At 46.6% G+C, this 18,121-nt stretch carries 17 protein-coding genes and 2 pseudogenes; 15 read left to right on the plus strand and 4 right to left on the minus strand.

Annotated features, from left to right (window positions below; genetic code table 11):
* Positions 1–46 precede the first annotated feature (46 nt).
* The 5 genes and pseudogenes from H5715_RS04385 (at position 47) to tnpA (ending at position 3,405) form a co-directional block, all read left to right on the plus strand.
* A complete protein-coding gene (locus H5715_RS04385; protein WP_075188031.1) occupies positions 47–664 on the plus strand; it encodes a MotA/TolQ/ExbB proton channel family protein in 618 nt (205 codons plus the stop codon).
* Positions 665–674: 10 nt separating this feature from the next.
* Positions 675–1,208, plus strand: a complete 534-nt coding sequence (locus tag H5715_RS04390; RefSeq protein ID WP_075188030.1) for an ExbD/TolR family protein — start codon at positions 675–677, stop codon at positions 1,206–1,208.
* Complete coding sequence (locus tag H5715_RS04395; RefSeq protein WP_083608256.1) at positions 1,208–1,720, plus strand: ExbD/TolR family protein; 513 nt, start codon at positions 1,208–1,210, stop codon at positions 1,718–1,720. The genes H5715_RS04390 and H5715_RS04395 overlap by 1 nt, the downstream gene beginning before the upstream one ends.
* Positions 1,721–1,727: 7 nt before the next feature.
* Complete coding sequence (locus H5715_RS04400) at positions 1,728–2,684, plus strand: AgmX/PglI C-terminal domain-containing protein (protein ID WP_075188028.1); 957 nt, start codon at positions 1,728–1,730, stop codon at positions 2,682–2,684.
* Positions 2,685–2,973: 289 nt separating this feature from the next.
* Positions 2,974–3,405 (plus strand): annotated as a pseudogene (gene tnpA, locus H5715_RS20160) (IS200/IS605 family transposase).
* Between the two features lie 185 nt (positions 3,406–3,590).
* Here tnpA and H5715_RS04410 read toward each other — a convergent pair.
* The 3 genes from H5715_RS04410 to H5715_RS04420 form a co-directional block, all read right to left on the minus strand.
* Entirely contained in the window at positions 3,591–4,079 is a 489-nt protein-coding gene (locus tag H5715_RS04410) for a jacalin-like lectin (RefSeq protein WP_075188027.1), read from the minus strand.
* A 946-nt stretch (positions 4,080–5,025) separates the two neighbouring features.
* Positions 5,026–6,621: an ABC-F family ATPase gene (locus tag H5715_RS04415; RefSeq protein ID WP_075188026.1), complete on the minus strand. Its 1,596-nt coding sequence runs from the start codon at positions 6,619–6,621 to the stop codon at positions 5,026–5,028.
* A gap of 231 nt (positions 6,622–6,852) precedes the next feature.
* Positions 6,853–7,635, minus strand: a complete 783-nt coding sequence (locus tag H5715_RS04420; protein WP_075188025.1) for a phosphatase — start codon at positions 7,633–7,635, stop codon at positions 6,853–6,855.
* A gap of 139 nt (positions 7,636–7,774) precedes the next feature.
* Here H5715_RS04420 and H5715_RS04425 point away from each other — a divergent pair, with 139 nt between their 5' ends.
* The 7 genes from H5715_RS04425 to H5715_RS04455 all read left to right on the plus strand — a co-directional run bounded on the left by H5715_RS04425 (position 7,775) and on the right by H5715_RS04455 (position 14,167).
* A complete protein-coding gene (locus H5715_RS04425) occupies positions 7,775–8,095 on the plus strand; it encodes a DUF4156 domain-containing protein (RefSeq protein WP_075188024.1) in 321 nt (106 codons plus the stop codon).
* 151 nt (positions 8,096–8,246) lie between these two features.
* Positions 8,247–10,145 carry a molecular chaperone HtpG gene (gene htpG / locus H5715_RS04430; RefSeq protein ID WP_075188023.1) on the plus strand — a complete coding sequence of 633 codons (1,899 nt, stop codon included), beginning with the start codon at positions 8,247–8,249 and terminating at the stop codon, positions 10,143–10,145.
* 361 nt (positions 10,146–10,506) lie between these two features.
* On the plus strand, positions 10,507–11,541 hold the full coding sequence (locus tag H5715_RS04435; protein WP_075188022.1) for an NAD(P)H-dependent glycerol-3-phosphate dehydrogenase: 1,035 nt from the start codon (positions 10,507–10,509) through the stop codon (positions 11,539–11,541).
* Positions 11,526–11,945 (plus strand): DUF4389 domain-containing protein, encoded by a 420-nt coding sequence (locus tag H5715_RS04440; protein WP_075188021.1) that lies wholly within the window; start codon positions 11,526–11,528, stop codon positions 11,943–11,945. The genes H5715_RS04435 and H5715_RS04440 overlap by 16 nt, the downstream gene beginning before the upstream one ends.
* 7 nt (positions 11,946–11,952) lie before the next feature.
* On the plus strand, positions 11,953–12,423 hold the full coding sequence (gene sixA, locus H5715_RS04445) for a phosphohistidine phosphatase SixA (protein WP_075188020.1): 471 nt from the start codon (positions 11,953–11,955) through the stop codon (positions 12,421–12,423).
* A gap of 7 nt (positions 12,424–12,430) precedes the next feature.
* The gene (locus H5715_RS04450) at positions 12,431–13,291 is read left to right on the plus strand and encodes an alpha/beta hydrolase (protein ID WP_075188019.1); all 861 of its coding nucleotides are present in this window, start codon (positions 12,431–12,433) and stop codon (positions 13,289–13,291) included.
* 3 nt (positions 13,292–13,294) lie between these two features.
* On the plus strand, positions 13,295–14,167 hold the full coding sequence (locus tag H5715_RS04455; protein WP_075188018.1) for a DUF4892 domain-containing protein: 873 nt from the start codon (positions 13,295–13,297) through the stop codon (positions 14,165–14,167).
* A 25-nt stretch (positions 14,168–14,192) separates the two neighbouring features.
* Here H5715_RS04455 and folE read toward each other — a convergent pair whose 3' ends face one another.
* Complete coding sequence (gene folE / locus H5715_RS04460) at positions 14,193–14,768, minus strand: GTP cyclohydrolase I FolE (RefSeq protein ID WP_075188017.1); 576 nt, start codon at positions 14,766–14,768, stop codon at positions 14,193–14,195.
* Positions 14,769–14,872: 104 nt separating this feature from the next.
* On the opposite strand from folE, the pseudogene prmB reads away from it, so the two are divergent.
* The 3 genes and pseudogenes from prmB to H5715_RS04475 all read left to right on the plus strand — a co-directional run bounded on the left by prmB (position 14,873) and on the right by H5715_RS04475 (position 18,078).
* A pseudogene (gene prmB, locus H5715_RS04465) lies at positions 14,873–15,792 on the plus strand (50S ribosomal protein L3 N(5)-glutamine methyltransferase).
* Positions 15,793–15,814: 22 nt separating this feature from the next.
* Positions 15,815–16,915 carry a chorismate synthase gene (gene aroC / locus H5715_RS04470; RefSeq protein ID WP_075188015.1) on the plus strand — a complete coding sequence of 367 codons (1,101 nt, stop codon included), beginning with the start codon at positions 15,815–15,817 and terminating at the stop codon, positions 16,913–16,915.
* A gap of 5 nt (positions 16,916–16,920) precedes the next feature.
* On the plus strand, positions 16,921–18,078 hold the full coding sequence (locus H5715_RS04475; protein WP_075188014.1) for an MFS transporter: 1,158 nt from the start codon (positions 16,921–16,923) through the stop codon (positions 18,076–18,078).
* Positions 18,079–18,121 lie beyond the last annotated feature (43 nt).

The following is an 18,121-nucleotide window of genomic DNA, read 5'->3' on the forward strand; positions in this document are numbered from 1 at the left end:
TGGAATAAAAAATTATTAAATTGTAAACACTTTAGAGGTTATAACCATGGTTTTAGTTAAGTTCTTCCAGTCCGGAGGGCCGTTTATGTACGCCATATTGGTGGTAATGGCCATTGGTTTAGCTATTGCACTGGAACGGTTTTTGTATATTGTCACTACGCAGAGTAAAACTAATAGAATTTGGAAAATCCTAACGCCTATGCTAAAAGCTAATGACTATGATCGTGCCGATAGCACCATACAAAAATCCAACACCCCGCTTGCGCGTGTTCTAGCCTACGGTTTTTCGCGTCGCAAGAGCAACGCTAAAAGAGAGCTTATTGAATCGGCAATGGAAGAGGGCGTAATGGAGGTGATGCCCGAGTTGGAGCAGCGAACCCACTACCTGGCAACCCTTGCCAATATTGCAACCTTACTAGGTCTTCTTGGAACCATTATCGGTTTGATTCAAGCGTTTACAGCTGTGGCTTCAGCTGATCCTGCAGAAAAAGCTGATTTACTTTCAGCCAGTATTTCTGTAGCAATGAATACCACCGCATTTGGTTTGACAGCGGCGATTCCGTTGATACTTATACATTCCTACCTAGCGACAAAAACGGGTCGTTTAGTTGACAACCTGGAAATGGCGGCAGTGAAATGTCTTAATCTTATGACGGACGAATAAAAATCAACCTATGAAACTAGTTCGTAGAAAGCAACTTCAAGAAACTGTAGAGCTAAATATAACCGCCTTTATGAACTTAATGGTTATATTGGTTCCCTTTCTTTTAATTACAGCGGTATTTTCCCGCATGACGGTATTAGAGCTTAATCTTCCTGCATTGGATGCAATGCAGAGAGAGAATGATAATTCTGAAGTCAAGCTGCAGCTACAGGTTGTTATCCGTCCAAATGCCATTATTTTGCGAGACGCAAACTTGGGCGTTCTAAAAAAACTTAATCGCTCGGGTGATGAGATAAACTGGAAAATATTTACCAAAGTTTTGCTGGAAGTTAAAACACGTTTTCCGGAGGAAAAAGGTATCGCCCTTTTATTAGATAAATCGGTTAGCTATAAAACCCTGATCCAAGTAATGGATAGGGTTAAGAGTGCTGATGTGGTGGAAATGGTTTCAGTAGTCAATGTAGAGCTATTTCCCAATGTATCCATTGGGGATGCACCGGAAGAAACGGTTTCTGGGCCGCCCACTGTAGGGGATACATTGTAATGTTAGAGACTTCTCGTAGAGCACGACGTATGGAGCGGCATCATAAGTTGAGAAAGCAGCCGCCGCTGAATCTTGTATCGTTAATGGATATTTTTACTATTTTGGTTTTTTTTCTGTTAGTGAATTCATCCAGTACTCAGCAGTTACCTAATAATAGTGCGTTAACCTTGCCGACATCAGTGGCAACAAAAGTACCCGATGAAACTATCGTTGTAGTGATAACTAAGTCCGATATTTTGGTGCAAGGTAGAAAAGTGGCTAGCATTGCCGAGGTTTTGGCTGATAGTAGCGACTCTATTCCAGCTTTAAAAGAAGAGCTCGAATTTCAAGCGTCAAAAGAAATGCAGGACGCTACCGATGAAAATATAGCTGCAAAAGCAATTACTATAATGGGGGACGAAAACATCTCCTACGACTTGATTCGCAGAATACTCACGAGTTGCCAGCAGGCAAGCTATACCAAAATTGCATTTGCAGCAAACCAGATCGCTCGGAAAGCAGCGAAAGAATAGAGCTTTAATGACACATCAAAAATATCAATCCGTCGCACTTGAATGGCTACCTGACAGTCGAAATGAAAGCACCTTTCATATTATTGCGGGTGTTGTCTTTATCGTTGTATTCGTCGTTGCCACATTGATTGGCCGCATTGAGGCCCCGGAAGTCGATCGAAAAAAATCCATCAAGGTTCCTGATCGTATTGCTGAATTTATTTCCGAGAAAGAAGCACTGGTACCCGCACCGACACCGGCTCCGACACCGGTACCAAAACCTTTACCTACTCCGAAGCCAAAAGTCGCGAGGGAAATGGAAACTGAAGAGGAGAAGGAACCGCTTACCGTAGTGGAGCAAGAAGCAAGAGAGAAAGCGCAGAAAAGTGGGTTGCTGGCACTGGGTAGCGAATTGGCCGATTTGATAGATACATCTGATATAGATGAATTATTAGGCGGAGTTGTTGAAGATTCGAAAGCAGGTAAAAATGTGGCCGTAGGCCATAATACCGATGCACTCACGGCCGGTGTCGGAGAAGGTAGCGGCGGTGTGGATTCCAGTCAATACATCGGCGGTGGCGTGGGGCATACCACTTTATCTAAGCGGGAGGTGGCACTGGTAAAACAATCGCTGTTTAAAAGTGATGTTGTAATAAAAACCGATGGTGAAGCTAAAGTCGGTGGCCGAAGTGGAAAAATTCGCTCTGAAGAAGACGTCACTATTGTCTTCGACCAAAATAAAGGCACGCTTTATTCCATATACAACCGGGAGCGACGTAAACAGCCAGGATTGAAAGGTAAAATCGTATTAGAGTTAACCATATCGCCGGAGGGTAAAGTGACCCATATTCGTATTGTCTCCAGCGAACTCAATAGCTCGTCATTGGAGCGACGCCTGCTCAGCCGCATTAGAATGTTCATGTTCGGCGTGAAGGATGTTAAGCCGGTAACGGTTATTTTTCCAATAGAGTTTTTGCCATCGTAAGCTACGGCAGTGCAGGTGGAAGGAAAGTTTGGCCGAGCGATAGAGTATCTATTTTCGAGCATATATCTTCAACACAACACCGCTCTTACTGTGCCTTAGCCTATCGTAATTGTGTGAGAGGGTAGCGTAATTCTCAGCCACCATTTTAAAATGGAGAGGTTAAAAGGGGCTAAACATCTATTAAAGTTTAACCGTATTGCCAACTTTTGGAGTTACGTCGAAATTCCCATCATGTGCTTAGAATAATGTATCACTTTGTATGGATACCAAAATATGGGCATAAAGTTTTGTGGAACCATTTCGAGAAGATTTGAAAGCCATTATCGAGAAGGTTGGATATGACTACGATATAGAACTTGTGGGGCTAGAGATTCCAGTAAATTATATACATATGGTTGTAAGAGCTGAGCGTAATGATTCAGCATCAAGCATCAAGCATCAAGCATCAAGCATCAAGCATCAAGCATCAAGCATCAAGCATCAAGCATCAAGCATCAAGCATCAAGCATCAAGCATCAAAAGCATATCAGCAAGAGAGTTTTTTTGAATGCACCCACAAATAAGGCGTAAATATTTCTGGGGTGGTAAATTGTGGACTCAGAGCTACTTTGTTGAAACGATTGGAAATGCAAGTGAAAAAGTCATTCGCGAGTATGTTCAAAATCAACTTGAAGCTATGAATAAAGGCGAAGAAAACAGTAAGAAGCTGGGCGTATTCTAAAAAAACGGTCGCTTGCGGCCGAGTTTTTTATAAAAATTGTTGTTGGTTTAGCTGGTAGCTAATAGGTTATTAAAAATGAGAGGTAAGTGGAAGTTTCGAATTGATTAGAGAGGTAGGCAGCCCCGCTCGGACTACCTACCTCAACATACAGTGGTTAAAAATACCATATAGGTAGCAAGTTACAGCTAGTAATCTTGACTGTAAATAACGCCAACTGCGTCTAGTCTGCTGCCGCTACGTCCTTTAAACCCGGAAATTTTGAACTGGTCGCTTGCAGTATATTTGAATGTTGCGTAACCGCCAGCCCCGCCTTTTTTTAGAACGCGACCCTGATTAGTGGTAATACTCAAAGAGTCCACGGCTGAACCATGTTTGCCCGAAATACTTCGTATATATTCACCGCTCCAAAAATAGAGGGTTTCACAGCTCCCACCATTACCTCCATGTTTGCCAAAGCTGTAAGTGTTTCCGCTTAAGTCTTCGTAATTCACAAGTATAGAATCAATCTTAGATCCACCGCATAGCGTAATATTGGCTATATGAGAAAAATCAGAAGGAGGGTTGTCGGAGAAAGGGGATCCGCCGCCGCCTCCGGATGATCCCGCTTCAAACTCTACTGCTGAAGTAATGCCGGATACGCAAAGTAGAGCTGTAAGAGAGAGTTTTTTAAGCATTTAATAAAGTCCTTTTGTATGTAATGTTTTAAATGATTGCCGATTTAAATAACGGGAAACTTATTATAAATGTTAAGTTGCGGCGATGCTGAGTTGCAACCGTATTTTTTTGTTTTGGAATAAAAGCAGGGAAAAAGGCGTCGTACTATTTGTTTTGTCGTGATGAATGTTTTTAGTCGTGCTGGTATGCAAGGATAGGTTGCATTTCTTTAGCTATATTTATCTCTGGTTTGACTTGCTGCTGTGGTAGATGTCTGAACGTAGACTTTTTGGGTTGTTGGGCTCTAATCGCTAGCTATGATTTGAATAACTTACACATACGAGAATATAGTAAAAATTAACGGTTGAAGTATTGGAGGATGTCATTGCACTCGGTGTTCAAAGTATCCCTTTCTCGGAAAGGACGTTTTAATCTGCTATCGAATGGATCAATGGGTGATGCTGGAAGGTTGGGGGAATGATAGAGGCGGAGAAAAATATGCATGCCTTTATGAAAGCTCACTGAGTGTGGCCGATACATTATCTAACATCGAAAGTAATGCGTAATTGGAGGCCTATCTAGGCTAGATCGTATATCGTTTTTTTATGGAGGTTTTTCGTCAAAACCTAGATCAAAAAAACGAATTAGAAGTATCGACAAAAAATTAGTCGATTGATAGTTGCGCCTTGGGTTTTATAATGGAATCAACGCTTTTGGTGTTGATTAGTCTGCCTGGAGAGGCGTGATAGTTAGGGTATAATGTTTGGGGTTTGTGGTACTTTTTGAGAGGTAACCTGCTCTCGCTTGAGTGAAAATGGAGTTCTAAATTATAGGGAATTGAACCGATAGCGGAATGGCTTAGTCTTCATTTCAATGCCAAGATCTTGGCGTAAGCGTAGCTCAGATTTAATCTAACGGGCACCGGTAAATACAGTAAATTGTAAGATCAAGTCTGAGCTACTACCGTTATTGTGTTACTACTTGGCTTTCCAGATACTCATCATACGTTCCCTGGAAGTCTACAAGGGTCTCGTTTTTGATTTCGACAACTCGTGTCGCCAAAGAAGATACAAACTCTCGGTCGTGGCTGACAAATATGAGTGTGCCGGGGTAGTGTTCCAGCGCGAGGTTCAAGGCTTCAATCGATTCCATATCTAAGTGGTTGGTTGGTTCATCCATTATTAGCACATTGGTATCTTGCATCATTAACTTGCCGAAAAGTAATCTATTCTTCTCTCCACCCGAGCAAACAGTTACTTTCTTTTCAAAGTCGTCTGCAGAGAACAATAAACGGCCCAGTGTCGCACGAACGATTTGGTCATCGTGGCTGGGTTTTCGCCATTGGCTCATCCAATCAAAAAGATTTAGATCACTATTGAAATCTGCACTGCTATCTTGAGGGCAGTAGCCGAGCGTGGCGTTTTCCGCCCACTGAATTTTACCGTTATTGGGTTTCAATTCGTTCATTAAACAGCGCAAAAGGGTAGTTTTACCCGCACCATTTTCTCCGATAATGGCTAGGCGTGCCCCTGCTTCTAAAATAAGGTTGCCCTTGTTGAAGAGGGAGGCATCTTCAAATGCGTGCCCAATGTTCTCCAAGATAAGTGCTTGGCGATGAAGTTTTTTATCTTGATTGAAGCGAATGTAAGGGTTAACCCGACTGGAGGGCTTGATATCCTCGAGCTTAATTTTGGTGAGTCGTTTTGCGCGGGATGTCGCTTGTTTGGCTTTCGATGCGTTGGCGGAAAAACGGCTAACAAATTGTTGTAGCTCGGCGATTTGGGCTTTTTTCTTGGCATTCTCGTTTTGCATCGTTTCGCGAGCCTGGGTCGATGCAGTCATAAAGTCATCGTAGCTGCCGGGGTATACGCGCAGTTCGCCATAGTCGATATCAGCCATGTGTGTGCATACGGCGTTCAAAAAGTGGCGATCGTGGGAAATGATGATCATGGTGCTGTTGCGCTGGTTGAGCACACCTTCCAGCCAGCGAATGGTATTGATGTCGAGGTTGTTGGTGGGTTCGTCGAGGAGCAAAAAATCAGGTTCGGCGAAAAGCGCTTGTGCCAAAAGGACCCTTAATTTCAAGCCTGGTGCAACTTCGCTCATTGGTCCAAAGTGGTAATTTATGTCGATTCCTGCGCCAATCAGTATGTCGCCAGCGCGACTCTCTGCACTGTACCCATCTATCTCGGCAAAGTGTGTTTCAAGTTCAGCGACCTTCATGCCGTCTTCTTCGCTCATCTCCGATAAGCTGTAGATACGTTCACGCTCTCGCTTAATCTCCCACAGGTCTTTGTGGCCCATAATGACGGTGTCAATTACGGAGTATTCTTCAAATGCAAACTGATCCTGGTTTAGTTTGCCTATGCGCGTATTTGGGGCGATTGACACATTACCTGCGCTTGGAATGAGGCTTCCGTCCAGTATTTTCATGAATGTTGATTTGCCACAGCCGTTGGCGCCGATTAGGCCGTAGCGGTTGCCGTTGGCAAATTTCACTGAAATATTTTCAAACAGAGGTTTGGCACCAAACTGCATGGTGATATTGGCGGTAGAGATCATGGAATTCCCGTAAAACGTTCAAGACAAATAAGCGTAAAGGGGCGGCACTATAGGGATTTCAACGTGAAAGGTCGAGCAAATATTGGCCAGTCTCCGCGTTTCAGTACAAGGTTTTCAGCACCGTCTATTGTTTTTCCTGGCTGCAAATGGCCATAGAACCATCGCGCTGCTAACGTATGAGAACCGGTGGCGTTGCGACAAATTGCGCCACGCTTAGCCGCTAAGGGACTTTCAGAGGCCCGCCAGCCAGCCCTTTAGCTCTTCGGCCACTAGCTTGCGGTGTTCGCCAAGAAATGCCAGCAGCTTTGCGGGTGAAGTAGATAGTACTCGTGACCCGGGGAATCCGATGGCTTTGGCTTTGGCGATACAGGCTGAATGCTCGCCCAAGTCCCATGCTGCATGGGCGTCACTGGCAAACACGACTTTCCAGTCGTGCTTATCTACCAGTTCGAGCAGTTGTAAGCAATAGCTCTCACTGCCGGTACGTGAGTGGGTGAAGGAGCTATTGTTGATTTCGATGGCGACATTATTGTCTTTGGCGGCGCGAACAACTTCTTCCTGATGTATAGGGTAATTGGGGTTGCCTGGGTGGCCCAGTATCTGGCATAGACCTGATTCCATTGCGGCGATAGCTGCTTTTGTGTGCGTGTGTATATCTGCGGGCGGAAATACAGGCTCGTGAAAGCTGGCGATAGATATATCGAGAAATGGGACTAAATTCGGCGGAATATCCAGGGCCTCCATGCCGTGATGCCCGCACGCGGAGTGTTTCCCCGCTGGCAGAATATTGGCTTCAATCCCTCTTAGCATGGCGACACCATTCACAATTCTCGGAATAATTTTCATGTTGCCAAAGTGCCAGTAGTGCGGGGCATCCTGCATCGCGGGGGCGTGGTCGGTAATGGCAAATAGCTGAATGCCTTTTTCGCGCGCTACGGCAAAGTAGTCGTGAACGGTGCTGTAGGCGTGAGTGCTGGCAACGGTATGGGCGTGGGTGTCGCAAGAAGTCTGCATGATGGTTACTTCGGTTTATCGGCTGAGTTCTCATAGTAAACAACCACTGTGAAGAGTAAAAGACGATATTTTTTTGCAGAGCCGTCGCCGATCCTTGTGTTAGCATGCGGACGCACGATTTTCAACGAAAGGGGTTAATATGAAATCAACCAAATTGATCGTTATTACAGCAGTGTTGGCGTTGACTGCAACGTCTTGTACTTGGGTCAAACCTGTCGAGGGCACCGAAGCTGTTGCGCTTGTTAAGGCTAATGCTGTACAGAACTGTAAAAAACTGGGTAAAGCCACTGTTAGCGTTAAAGGCAAGGTCGGTTTTTTTAATCGTAAAGCCAAAAAGGTGTCTGAGGAGCTGTTGACTCTGGCGCGCAATGAAGCCGTATCGCTGGGTGCAGATACGATTGTCTCCGACTCGGTTGCAGACGCGGGGAAGCAGAGCTTTTCTCTATACCAGTGTAGATAAACCCTTCGGTCAGCCGGCAGCCATAGGGTCGCCGGTTGATTCTTGTCCCAGCCCTTGAAATATTCCCACCTAACTCCATATAAGCGAGCAACATTCTTTCGATGACTGGGTGCAAGGCGCCCTATAAATTGTGCTTTAAGGAGTAACATCTATGACCGTTGAGGCCACTAAAGAAACTCGTGGATTTGAAACGGAAGCCAAGCAGCTTCTGCATCTGATGATCCATTCGTTGTATTCCAATAAAGAAATTTTTCTACGAGAGCTGGTATCCAATGCCTCAGATGCCGCTGATAAACTGCGTTTTGAAGCTTTGCATCACGGGGAGCTATATGAGGACGACCCCGAGCTGAAAATCCGTATCAGCTTTGATAAAGAGGCTAATACTGTCACCATTTCCGATAACGGTATTGGTATGAGCCGTGAGGAAGTGATCGACCACCTGGGTACTATCGCTAAATCTGGAACCGCGCAATTTTTGTCAAACCTCACGGGCGACCAGAAGAAAGATTCCCACCTGATAGGTCAGTTCGGTGTAGGGTTTTATTCTGCCTTTATCGTGGCTGATAAGGTTACTGTGGAAACCCGTCGTGCGGGAGCAGCGAAGGAAGAGGGGGTTCGCTGGGAGAGCGCAGGGGAAGCTGAGTACAGTGTCGAAAGCGTGGAGCGTACTGAACGTGGTACCTCCATTATTCTGCACCTGAAAAAAGACCAGCAGGAGTTTGCCGATGGCTGGCGTCTGCGTTCCATTATTAAGAAATACTCCGACCATATTTCACTGCCTATCGTTATGCAAAAAGAGCATCACGGAGAGGACAAGGGCGAAAAAGAGCCGGAAGACGAAACCGTCAATACTGCTACAGCACTGTGGACTCGCTCACGTAACGACGTGACGGAAGAAGAATACAAGGAGTTCTACAAGCATATTTCCCACGATTTCAGTGACCCTGTGAAGTGGAGCCACAACCGTGTCGAAGGTAAGTTGGACTATACCAGCCTATTATACTTACCCTCCAAAGCACCGTTCGATCTCTATAACCGCGATGCAGCGAAAGGGTTGAAGCTCTACGTTCAGCGCACCTTTATTATGGATGACGCCGAGCAGTTTCTTCCATTGTACCTGCGGTTTATAAAGGGGGTTGTCGATTCCAACGATCTGTCTTTGAACGTATCCCGTGAAATTCTGCAGAAAGACCCAAATATTGACAGTATGCGCTCTGCTCTCACCAAGCGTGTGCTGGATATGCTCGACAAGTTACGCAAGAACGAGACCGAGCAATACGCAGAGTTTTGGCAAGAGTTTGGTCAGGTATTAAAAGAAGGTCCTGCAGAAGATTTTGCTAACAAAGAGAAAATTGCAGGGCTAATGCAGTTTGCAACAACGCATACTGACACCGACGTCCAGGATCAATTTTTGGATAGTTACTTAGAGCGTATGCAAGACGGTCAGGACAAGATTTATTACGTGGTCGCTGAAAACTTCAACACTGCGAAAAACAGCCCGCACCTTGAAGTTTTCCGCAAGAAGGGGATTGAGGTTCTACTGTTAAGTGACCGCGTTGACGATTGGCTTATGGGTCACCTGATGGAGTATAAAGAAAAGCAATTTCAGGACGTAAGCAAGGGTGAGCTTGATCTCGGCAAGCTGGACAGTGAAGACGAGAAAAAAGAGCAGCAGGAAATAGAAAAGAGTTTTAAAGACTTTGTTAAGCGTATTAAATCAGTGCTTGAGAATGAAGTGGAAGACGTTCGTGTTACTCACCGCTTAACCGAATCGCCAGCGTGTCTGGTTGTGGGAGAGAACGATATGGGCGCACAGATGAAGCGCCTGTTGGAGTCTGCTGGTCAGGCTGTGCCTGAGTCTAAGCCTAGCATTGAGATCAATCCCCAACATCCTTTGGTGGAGAAGATGGACAAGGAGACAGACGAAGACCGTTTTGCTGACCTAGCCCATGTTCTATTCGATCAGGCCAATTTGGCTGAGGGTGGCAGTCTGCAAGATCCGGCGGCTTACGTTAGGCGGTTGAATAAATTGTTAATGGATGTTTCCTGATAAATGGCGCTTCGGCGCCATTTTGCTTTCAGTCGTTTGACAGCCCCCTTTGGGGGGTAGTTTATAGTGAGCTGGATGTCTGACAGGAAGGTTTAGAAGAGAATCATCCACGCCGGTGATACGGTGTGATGCACTTTGATTCTGTAGCGCACTGTACATCTCCGTAAGGGAATCATGTCGAAGGTATTAGAATCAATACTCCAGGCTATACTCCCAAGGCTTTTGTGATATTGCAGGTGTTTGAAGAGTAAAACCGTCTTCACAAGCCCATATTCAGGCTTATCTTCGACAGCGCGTTAACAAACGCTTTCGATTATACTTAGGCCCCGAGATTTAAACGATAACGATAACGGAACCAGTCATGCCCGAAGCAAAAACGGTAGCAGTACTTGGTGGCGGCAGTTTTGGTACTGCCATTGCCAATATTATCGCCGCCAATGGTAATAAAACCTATTTGTGGATGCGGGATTCCGCGCGAGCAGAAAAGAGCCAGGCCACTCGAGAAAACCCTGAATACCTTCCCGGTTATGAGTTAGATCCCAACCTTATAGTGACATCAGACTTGTTACATTGTGTCGAAGAGTGCGATGTAGTCACAATATCGGTGCCCAGCAAATCCTTTCGCGAGGTCGCCCGATTAGTGGCTCCCCATATTCGTCCCGGCACCATTGTTCTTAGTACGACCAAAGGTATTGAGGGTGATAGTTTTCTGCTTATGAGTCAGATTTTAGAGCAAGAATTGAGCAGTGTGCGCATTGGTGTGCTCAGCGGACCGAACTTTGCGAAGGAAATCATCCAGGGCCAATATACCGGCAGTGTGATCGCCAGCGAAGACGAATCGGTTATCGAATGTGTACAGCAGGTTTTTGCGTCTGACACATTCCGAATATACAGTAACCGTGACCGTTATGGTGTTGAGCTGGGCGGGGCACTAAAAAACATCTATGCCATCGTCACAGGGCTGGCGGCGGCCTTGGGTTGTGGCAGCAATACCTTGGCAATGTTACTGACGCGCAGCCTAGCGGAAATGAATCGCCTGGCTACGGAGCTTGGTGCCGATCCCATGACTTTCCTTGGTTTAGCTGGCGTCGGCGATTTGATATTGACCTGTACCTCCGATTTAAGCCGTAACTATCGTGTTGGATATGCGCTGGGCAAAGGGAAAAAACTAGATGAAACCCTTGACGATATTGGTCAGGTGGCGGAAGGTGTCAATACTCTCCGGATCGTTAAGGAAAAATCCGAACAATTAAATGTCTATATGCCGCTGGTTACGGGCTTGTATGAAATTCTGTTTAACGACCAGGATATCCCCACGGTAATCCAAGGTTTGATGACAGGTGAAATGAGCAGTGATGTCGATATGCAAGGAGGAGTTAAATGGACGAACAATTGAAGTCAAATCTAACATCCAGCAAACACTGGATGCGCCTCATTTATATGATTCTATTTGCCATATTCCTACAGCTGGCACTTAGTATTATGTGGGTGCTGGTTGTGGTTCAGTTTTTATTTGCTTTAATTACAGGCAACGATAATAAAAAGCTGCGGGAATTTTGCAGCGCGCTAACCTGTTACATCAACCAGACCATTCGTTTTCTTACTTACAATAGTGACGAAAAACCGTTTCCTTTTTCCGATTGGCCCGAGGCAGAGTTAGTCGCGGAATCGCTTCCCGGTGATTTGGACTCTGAAATTGTTCCAGAGTCCGAGGCCGAGCAGGAGCAGGAACAGGAGCAGGAACAGGAACAGGAACAGGAACAGGAACAGGAACAGGAACAGCAAGACAAACGGGAGTAAACAGGCTGTGAAGATTTTTGTGTTTCGGCACGGTGAAGCCGAATTAAGCTTCGGTGACGATACCCTGAGGCAATTGACCTCACATGGTCGACAGCAAGTTGAGGATAGCCTGCGTAAAAAATCAGAGATACTTAAATCTACCGATACAGTGCTTACCAGTCCTCTGGTAAGAGCACAGCAAAGCGGCGAAATTTTGCAATGTTTTTTACCTGCTGCCGAAGTAAGGGCTGTCGACTGGTTAACGCCATCCTCCTCGCCGAAGGATGCGATCCAACAACTTTCCGATTTACAGGAAAAGAGAAAGATTTCAGTCATTGCTTTAGTGACCCACTTACCGTTTGTAGCCGACTTTATTGAGACCCTTTGTGGTTTACAGCGTGGTAGTATTCGAATGACAACCGGTAGCCTAGTTGCCATAGAGACTGACGTTATTGCCAAGGGGTGCGCTGAACTTTGCTGGCAATATCATCCACAATAAAAATACTATGAATTCAACTGCTGTTACATGGGATGTCGGTGGTCAAACCATTGCTGGGCTGCGCTGGGGCACCGCTGGTGGTCAGCCAGTCATTGCACTGCATGGATGGCTGGATAATTGCGCAAGCTTTCAGTTTCTGGCTCCGAAACTGGGTAATATGGATTTGCTTGCACTCGATCTGCCGGGGCATGGGCAGAGTTATCACCGGTCTCACTTAGGCGCTTACAATATCTGGCAAGATATTGCCGATATCCTCAGTGTTGCCGAGCAGATGGGCTGGCAGAAATTCTCACTGCTTGGGCACTCTCGTGGCGCAATGATAGCGACACTTCTCGCTGCAACGTTTCCAGAAAAAATCGAAAGAGTGATGTTGATCGAAGCTTTGGTGCCAGAACCGTTAGACGCTGTTTCAGCACCAGCTCAATTGGCTTCGTCCATTGTGAATTTAATGGTCGTAGCCAAAAGAGATCGGCGCTTTTACAGTAGCTTTGAACACGCAGTTGAGTCCCGTATGAATGGCTTTGTTCCGCTCAATTATGAGGATGCCCGGGCCTTGGCAGAGCGGGGCGTATTGAAGAGTGAGCAGGGCCACTATTGGGCGAACGACTATAAAGTTATGGCGCCGTCGGAAGTGAAGTTTACCTCGGAGCAGGTCGCCGCTTTTTTAAACTGTTTAAACGCTCCAGTACAGTTAGTTATTGCCAATTCTGGTTTGGTCAAAACGTTTCGAGAGTATGCGTTTTTCCTGGATTTGATTAAAAATCTCGAAATAGTGGAGTTGGATGGATATCATCATCTGCATATGTCGACGCAAGCAAATACTATTGCCAGTCATGCCAACGCTTTTTTCACCGTATCCGGGTCATAAATTATGATAAGAAAACGGCTCATTGTTTTACTCATTGTTTTCATCGCCACATCGGTTGCGGTAGCTAAAGCGCAGCTTGCAGAGTTGTTTGCGGGTGCGCGTGTTATTTATACACAAACGGTGAGTGATGACGACTATCGTTTGTCTTTATCGGCACCTAAAAAAATAAACAGTCAATGGGTGTTTGAGCGAAGGGAAAAGCTTCAGGGAAAAGTGAGCCGCCAAACACTGGAGTTGGAATCGACCTATACCTTTAACGACGCAAGGCGACGACTGGAGACTTTTTTTAAAACAAAGCAGGCTCGGCTTCTGTTTTCATGCTCGGGGTTGGATTGCGGTAGTAGCAATGCCTGGGCGAATGAAGTATTTAAGGTTAAACAGCTCTATGGTCTCGATACTCTGCAGTGGTATCAGGTGTGGGAAACTACGGAAGACGGTATACCGAACTATTTGATTGCCTATCTGTCCCAGCGGGGAAATCGACGTATATACTTGCAGCTGGAATCGCTTGAGGTCTCTGGGGATCAGGTCGTTTTAATCGAAGCAAATCCAAGGTCAGTGCTCAACAGCTTATTGGAAAATGCTTTTTATGTGGTTCCAGGCACTTCGGTAGCAGCAGAAAAGAATCAACATCTTGTTACTGTTGCCAGTGCGTTAAAATTAAGGCCAATGCAAAAAGTGATTGTGGTTGGCCATATCTATCAATCGAGAAAAACGGAAGAGAACCTGCAGCTGTCAGTGCAACTGGCAGAACAGGTTTACAACAGGTTGATTGTGCTTGGAGTGAGAGAGGCTCAGCTGTCTTTTCACGGTGTTGGCGCCTTGGCGCCTCAGCGGCGTAACGGTTTGAGCCGGGTGGAGCTCGTTTTACCCTGACGGCGCCATTTCTGTAATGGTGTGACTATTTTATCAGTGATAAAAATTCATTACGCGTGCTTGAATTACTCCGAAACGTTCCCAGCATGGCAGAGGTTTTCATCACAGAGTTTTGCTTTTCTACGCCGCGCATCATCATGCATAAATGTTTCGCTTCTATAATGACTCCTACGCCCGCCGCGCCGGTAACCTCGTGGATTGTTTTTGCAACCTGTGTCGTTAGTTGCTCCTGAATTTGTAGGCGTCGAGCATACATATCGATAATGCGAGCGACCTTCGATAAGCCGAGAACTTTTCCTGTGGGAATATAGCCAACATGGGCTTTGCCTATAAATGGCAGCATATGGTGCTCACAAAGGGAAAAAAGCTCGATATCCTGCACAATTACCATGTCGTTAGAATCGGATGGAAATAGGGCGTCGTTGACGACTTCTTCGAGTGTTTGTTGGTAGCCACTGGTTAGATACTCAAAGGCCCCGGCTGCACGGTAAGGCGTGTCGACCAGCCCGGGGCGCTGAAGATCTTCGCCGGTAGATTCGATGATTTTGGCAAAATAGTCAGCGGTGGCGGTGCTTTCAGCCACCTTGTTTGAATCGCACATGATAATTCCAGCTTGTGTTGTTGAAACCGCTTACGCTTAATGTCGTTAGGCGGTGGGGGGAAAAAGCGCTAGAATAGCGGCCTTTTGTCCATTTGCCAAAAATTATGACGATTAATCCTATCAATGAGTTGGTTTCAGTACGCGATTGGATTCGCTGGGGGCCAGTGAATTTACGCGAGCAGGTCTGTATTTTGGTCACGGAACCGATAATGCTTGGGATGAATCCATGGTGCTGGTTATGTGGGCATTGCGTCAGCCATGGGAAATGCTTGAGCAGATTATCGATACACGCCTGACGCTAGCCGAGCGCGAACAGATAGGTGATTTGATTCAAAAACGAGTCGAAACTCAGCAGCCAGCAGCCTATCTTACGGGCGAAGCCTGGTTTGGCGGGTTGAGATTTGAGGTTACGCCAGACGTTTTAGTGCCCCGGTCGCCAATGGCCGAATTGATTGTTGCGGGTATTCAGCCCTGGTTGACAAATTTTCCCGAAGCCATTCTGGATTTGTGTACCGGGAGCGGCTGCATAGGCATTCTCTGTGCCGATACATTCCCCGAGTCGTTAGTTGATTTGAGTGATATTTCTACCGAGGCGCTGGCCGTTGCGACGCGAAATATTCAAAATTACGAGATGATGGCTCGCGTTCAGGTCATTGCCTCGGATGTTTTCAATGCAGAGCATTTTAAGGGACGGACCTACGACCTGATTATTTCGAATCCACCTTACGTGGATGCCCAGGATCTTGCCTCCATGCCTGCCGAGTATCATGCGGAGCCGGCCCTGGGGCTGGCCTCGGGTGAAGACGGCCTGGATCTGACTCGGCGTATTCTGCGTGATGCAGTCAACCACCTAAATCCCGGCGGTCTCCTGGTGGTGGAGGTTGGTAATAGCTGGGAGGCGCTGGAAGAGTCCTATCCCGAAGTGGATTTCCTATGGCCTGAATTTGAAAGTGGTGGGCACGGTGTTTTTGTGCTGACCTATGAACAACTTGTGGAATATGGCTCGCTGTTTTCGGGCCACTGAGTAAAAAGATAACGAGAGATTTATGTCCGGTAATACCTTTGGAAAACTGTTTACTGTTACCACGTTTGGTGAGAGTCATGGCCTGGCTCTAGGCTGTATCGTCGATGGCTGCCCTCCAGGGGTTCCTCTGACAGAAGAGGATTTACAAAGAGATCTCGATCGGCGCAAGCCTGGCCAGTCGCGCTATACCACTCAGCGTCGTGAAGCTGATCAGGTGCGCATTTTGTCAGGCGTTTTTGAGGGTAAAACGACGGGTACGCCTATCGGTATGGCGATCGAAAATACCGATCAGCGATCCAAAGATTACTCCAGTATCAAAGACCAGTTTCGTCCCGCACACGCCGACTATACCTACATGAAAAAATACGGCGTCCGCGACTACCGCGGCGGCGGTCGTTCATCTGCAAGGGAGACCGCCATGCGGGTGGCGGCGGGCGCTTTGGCGAAGAAAGTTCTGCAGCAGTTTTGGGGAATTGAAATCCGAGGATACCTGTCTCAATTGGGGCCTATTGCTATAGATAGTGTGGACTGGGATCAGGTCGATCAAAACCCATTTTTCTGCCCCGACGCCTCCAAAGTTAAAGCGATGGAGGATTATATGCAGGCGCTGGGCAAAGAGGGTAATTCCGTCGGCGCGAAAATTTCTGTGGTTGCTCGCAATATGATTCCGGGTTTAGGGGAGCCAGTTTTCGATCGTCTGGACGCTGATCTGGCCCACGCGTTGATGGGTATTAATGCGGTCAAGGGCGTAGAAATCGGCGCCGGCTTTGCCAGTGTTAGCCAGAAGGGAACGGAACACCGAGATGAAATTACGCCAGAAGGTTTCCTCTCCAATCAGGCGGGTGGTGTGTTAGGCGGTATTTCGACAGGGCAGGATTTTATCGCTCATATGGCGTTAAAACCTACCTCCAGCCTCCGTATTCCCGGCCGAAGTATCGACGTGTACGGCAATCCCGTTGAAGTCGTTACAACGGGGCGACACGACCCCTGCGTGGGCATACGTGCTACCCCCATCGCCGAAGCGATGATGGCACTGGTGGTCTTGGATCATGCGCTCCGCCAGCGAGCACAAAACGGAGATGCCGGAAAACAGGTGTTTACGATTCCTCCCTCAGCAGAATAATAGCTATGCCGTATTGGCGTTTATCTGCGGTCTATTTTTGTTATTTCGCCGTTGTTGGAGCCCTCTCTCCCTATTGGGGGCTTTATCTTGAAGATCTGGGCTACCAGCCTGCCGATATAGGCTTGCTTTCAGCTATCCCCATGCTAACCAAATTAGCCGCACCCAATATATGGGGGGCGCTGGCAGACTATAGCGGGCGGCGTTTGCGAGTTATTCGCCTGGGGGCGGCGGGGGCCTGTATCTGTTTTCTAGGTATTTTAATTCGTCAGGATTACGTCTGGCTCATCGCGGTAACCATAGCCTACAGTTTTTTTTGGAACGCCATTTTAGCGCAATTTGAAGTCGTCACTTTGTCATACCTCGACGCAGAGCCGCACAGCTACAGTCGTGTCCGGCTGTGGGGTTCAGTCGGCTTTATCGTGACGGTAGTAGTGTTGGGTTATATGTTGGAAGTGGTTTCGATTCGGCATTTACCCTTGGTCATTTTTATTTTCTTAACTGGTATTCTTCTTAGCGCTATCAGTTTACCAAGTGATCAACCTGTTATACACCAGCGCGGAGTTGGTCGGTTTTTGGAAATAATAAAAGAAGGGCACGTGTTGTGGTTTTTTGCGGTGATGGCACTACTGCAGTTAAGTCATGGGGTGTATTACACGTTTTACAGTATTTACCTCGAAAGCTTTGGATACTCCCGCACCTTTATCGGGGTTCTTTGGGCAATAGGCGTTATTGCAGAAATTCTAATTTTTTTGCGAATGCCGCAGTTGTTTAAATGGTTTTCAATATTGCGTTTACTGCAGGTGAGCTTACTGTTGACAGCCATTCGCTGGTGGGTGATTGGTTGGTTTCCACAGTCAGTGTTGTTCATAACTCTTATACAAATTCTGCATGCATTTTCTTTTGGCGTTGCTCACGCCATAGCCATTGAGTTTGTTCGTACACGCTTTAGTGAGTCGGCGCAAAGCCAGGGGCAGGCGTTTTACAGTGCGGTTTGTTTTGGCGGTGGTAATGCGCTGGGTGCATACATTAGTGGATTGTTGTGGCAGGAACAGCCCCTTTGGGCTTTCGCATTTGCTGTTTTTGCGGTATTGATGGGGTTTGTTTTTTCTTTGCTATTTATCCCTGCTCAAGCTTTTGCCAAGACTATTTGCGTTGGTGATTAAAATGAAAAATCAAGCATTAATTGTTGAATATATGACGCTGTTC

It is taken from the genome of Teredinibacter haidensis (assembly GCF_014211975.1).
Lineage (GTDB): Bacteria > Pseudomonadota > Gammaproteobacteria > Pseudomonadales > Cellvibrionaceae > Teredinibacter > Teredinibacter haidensis.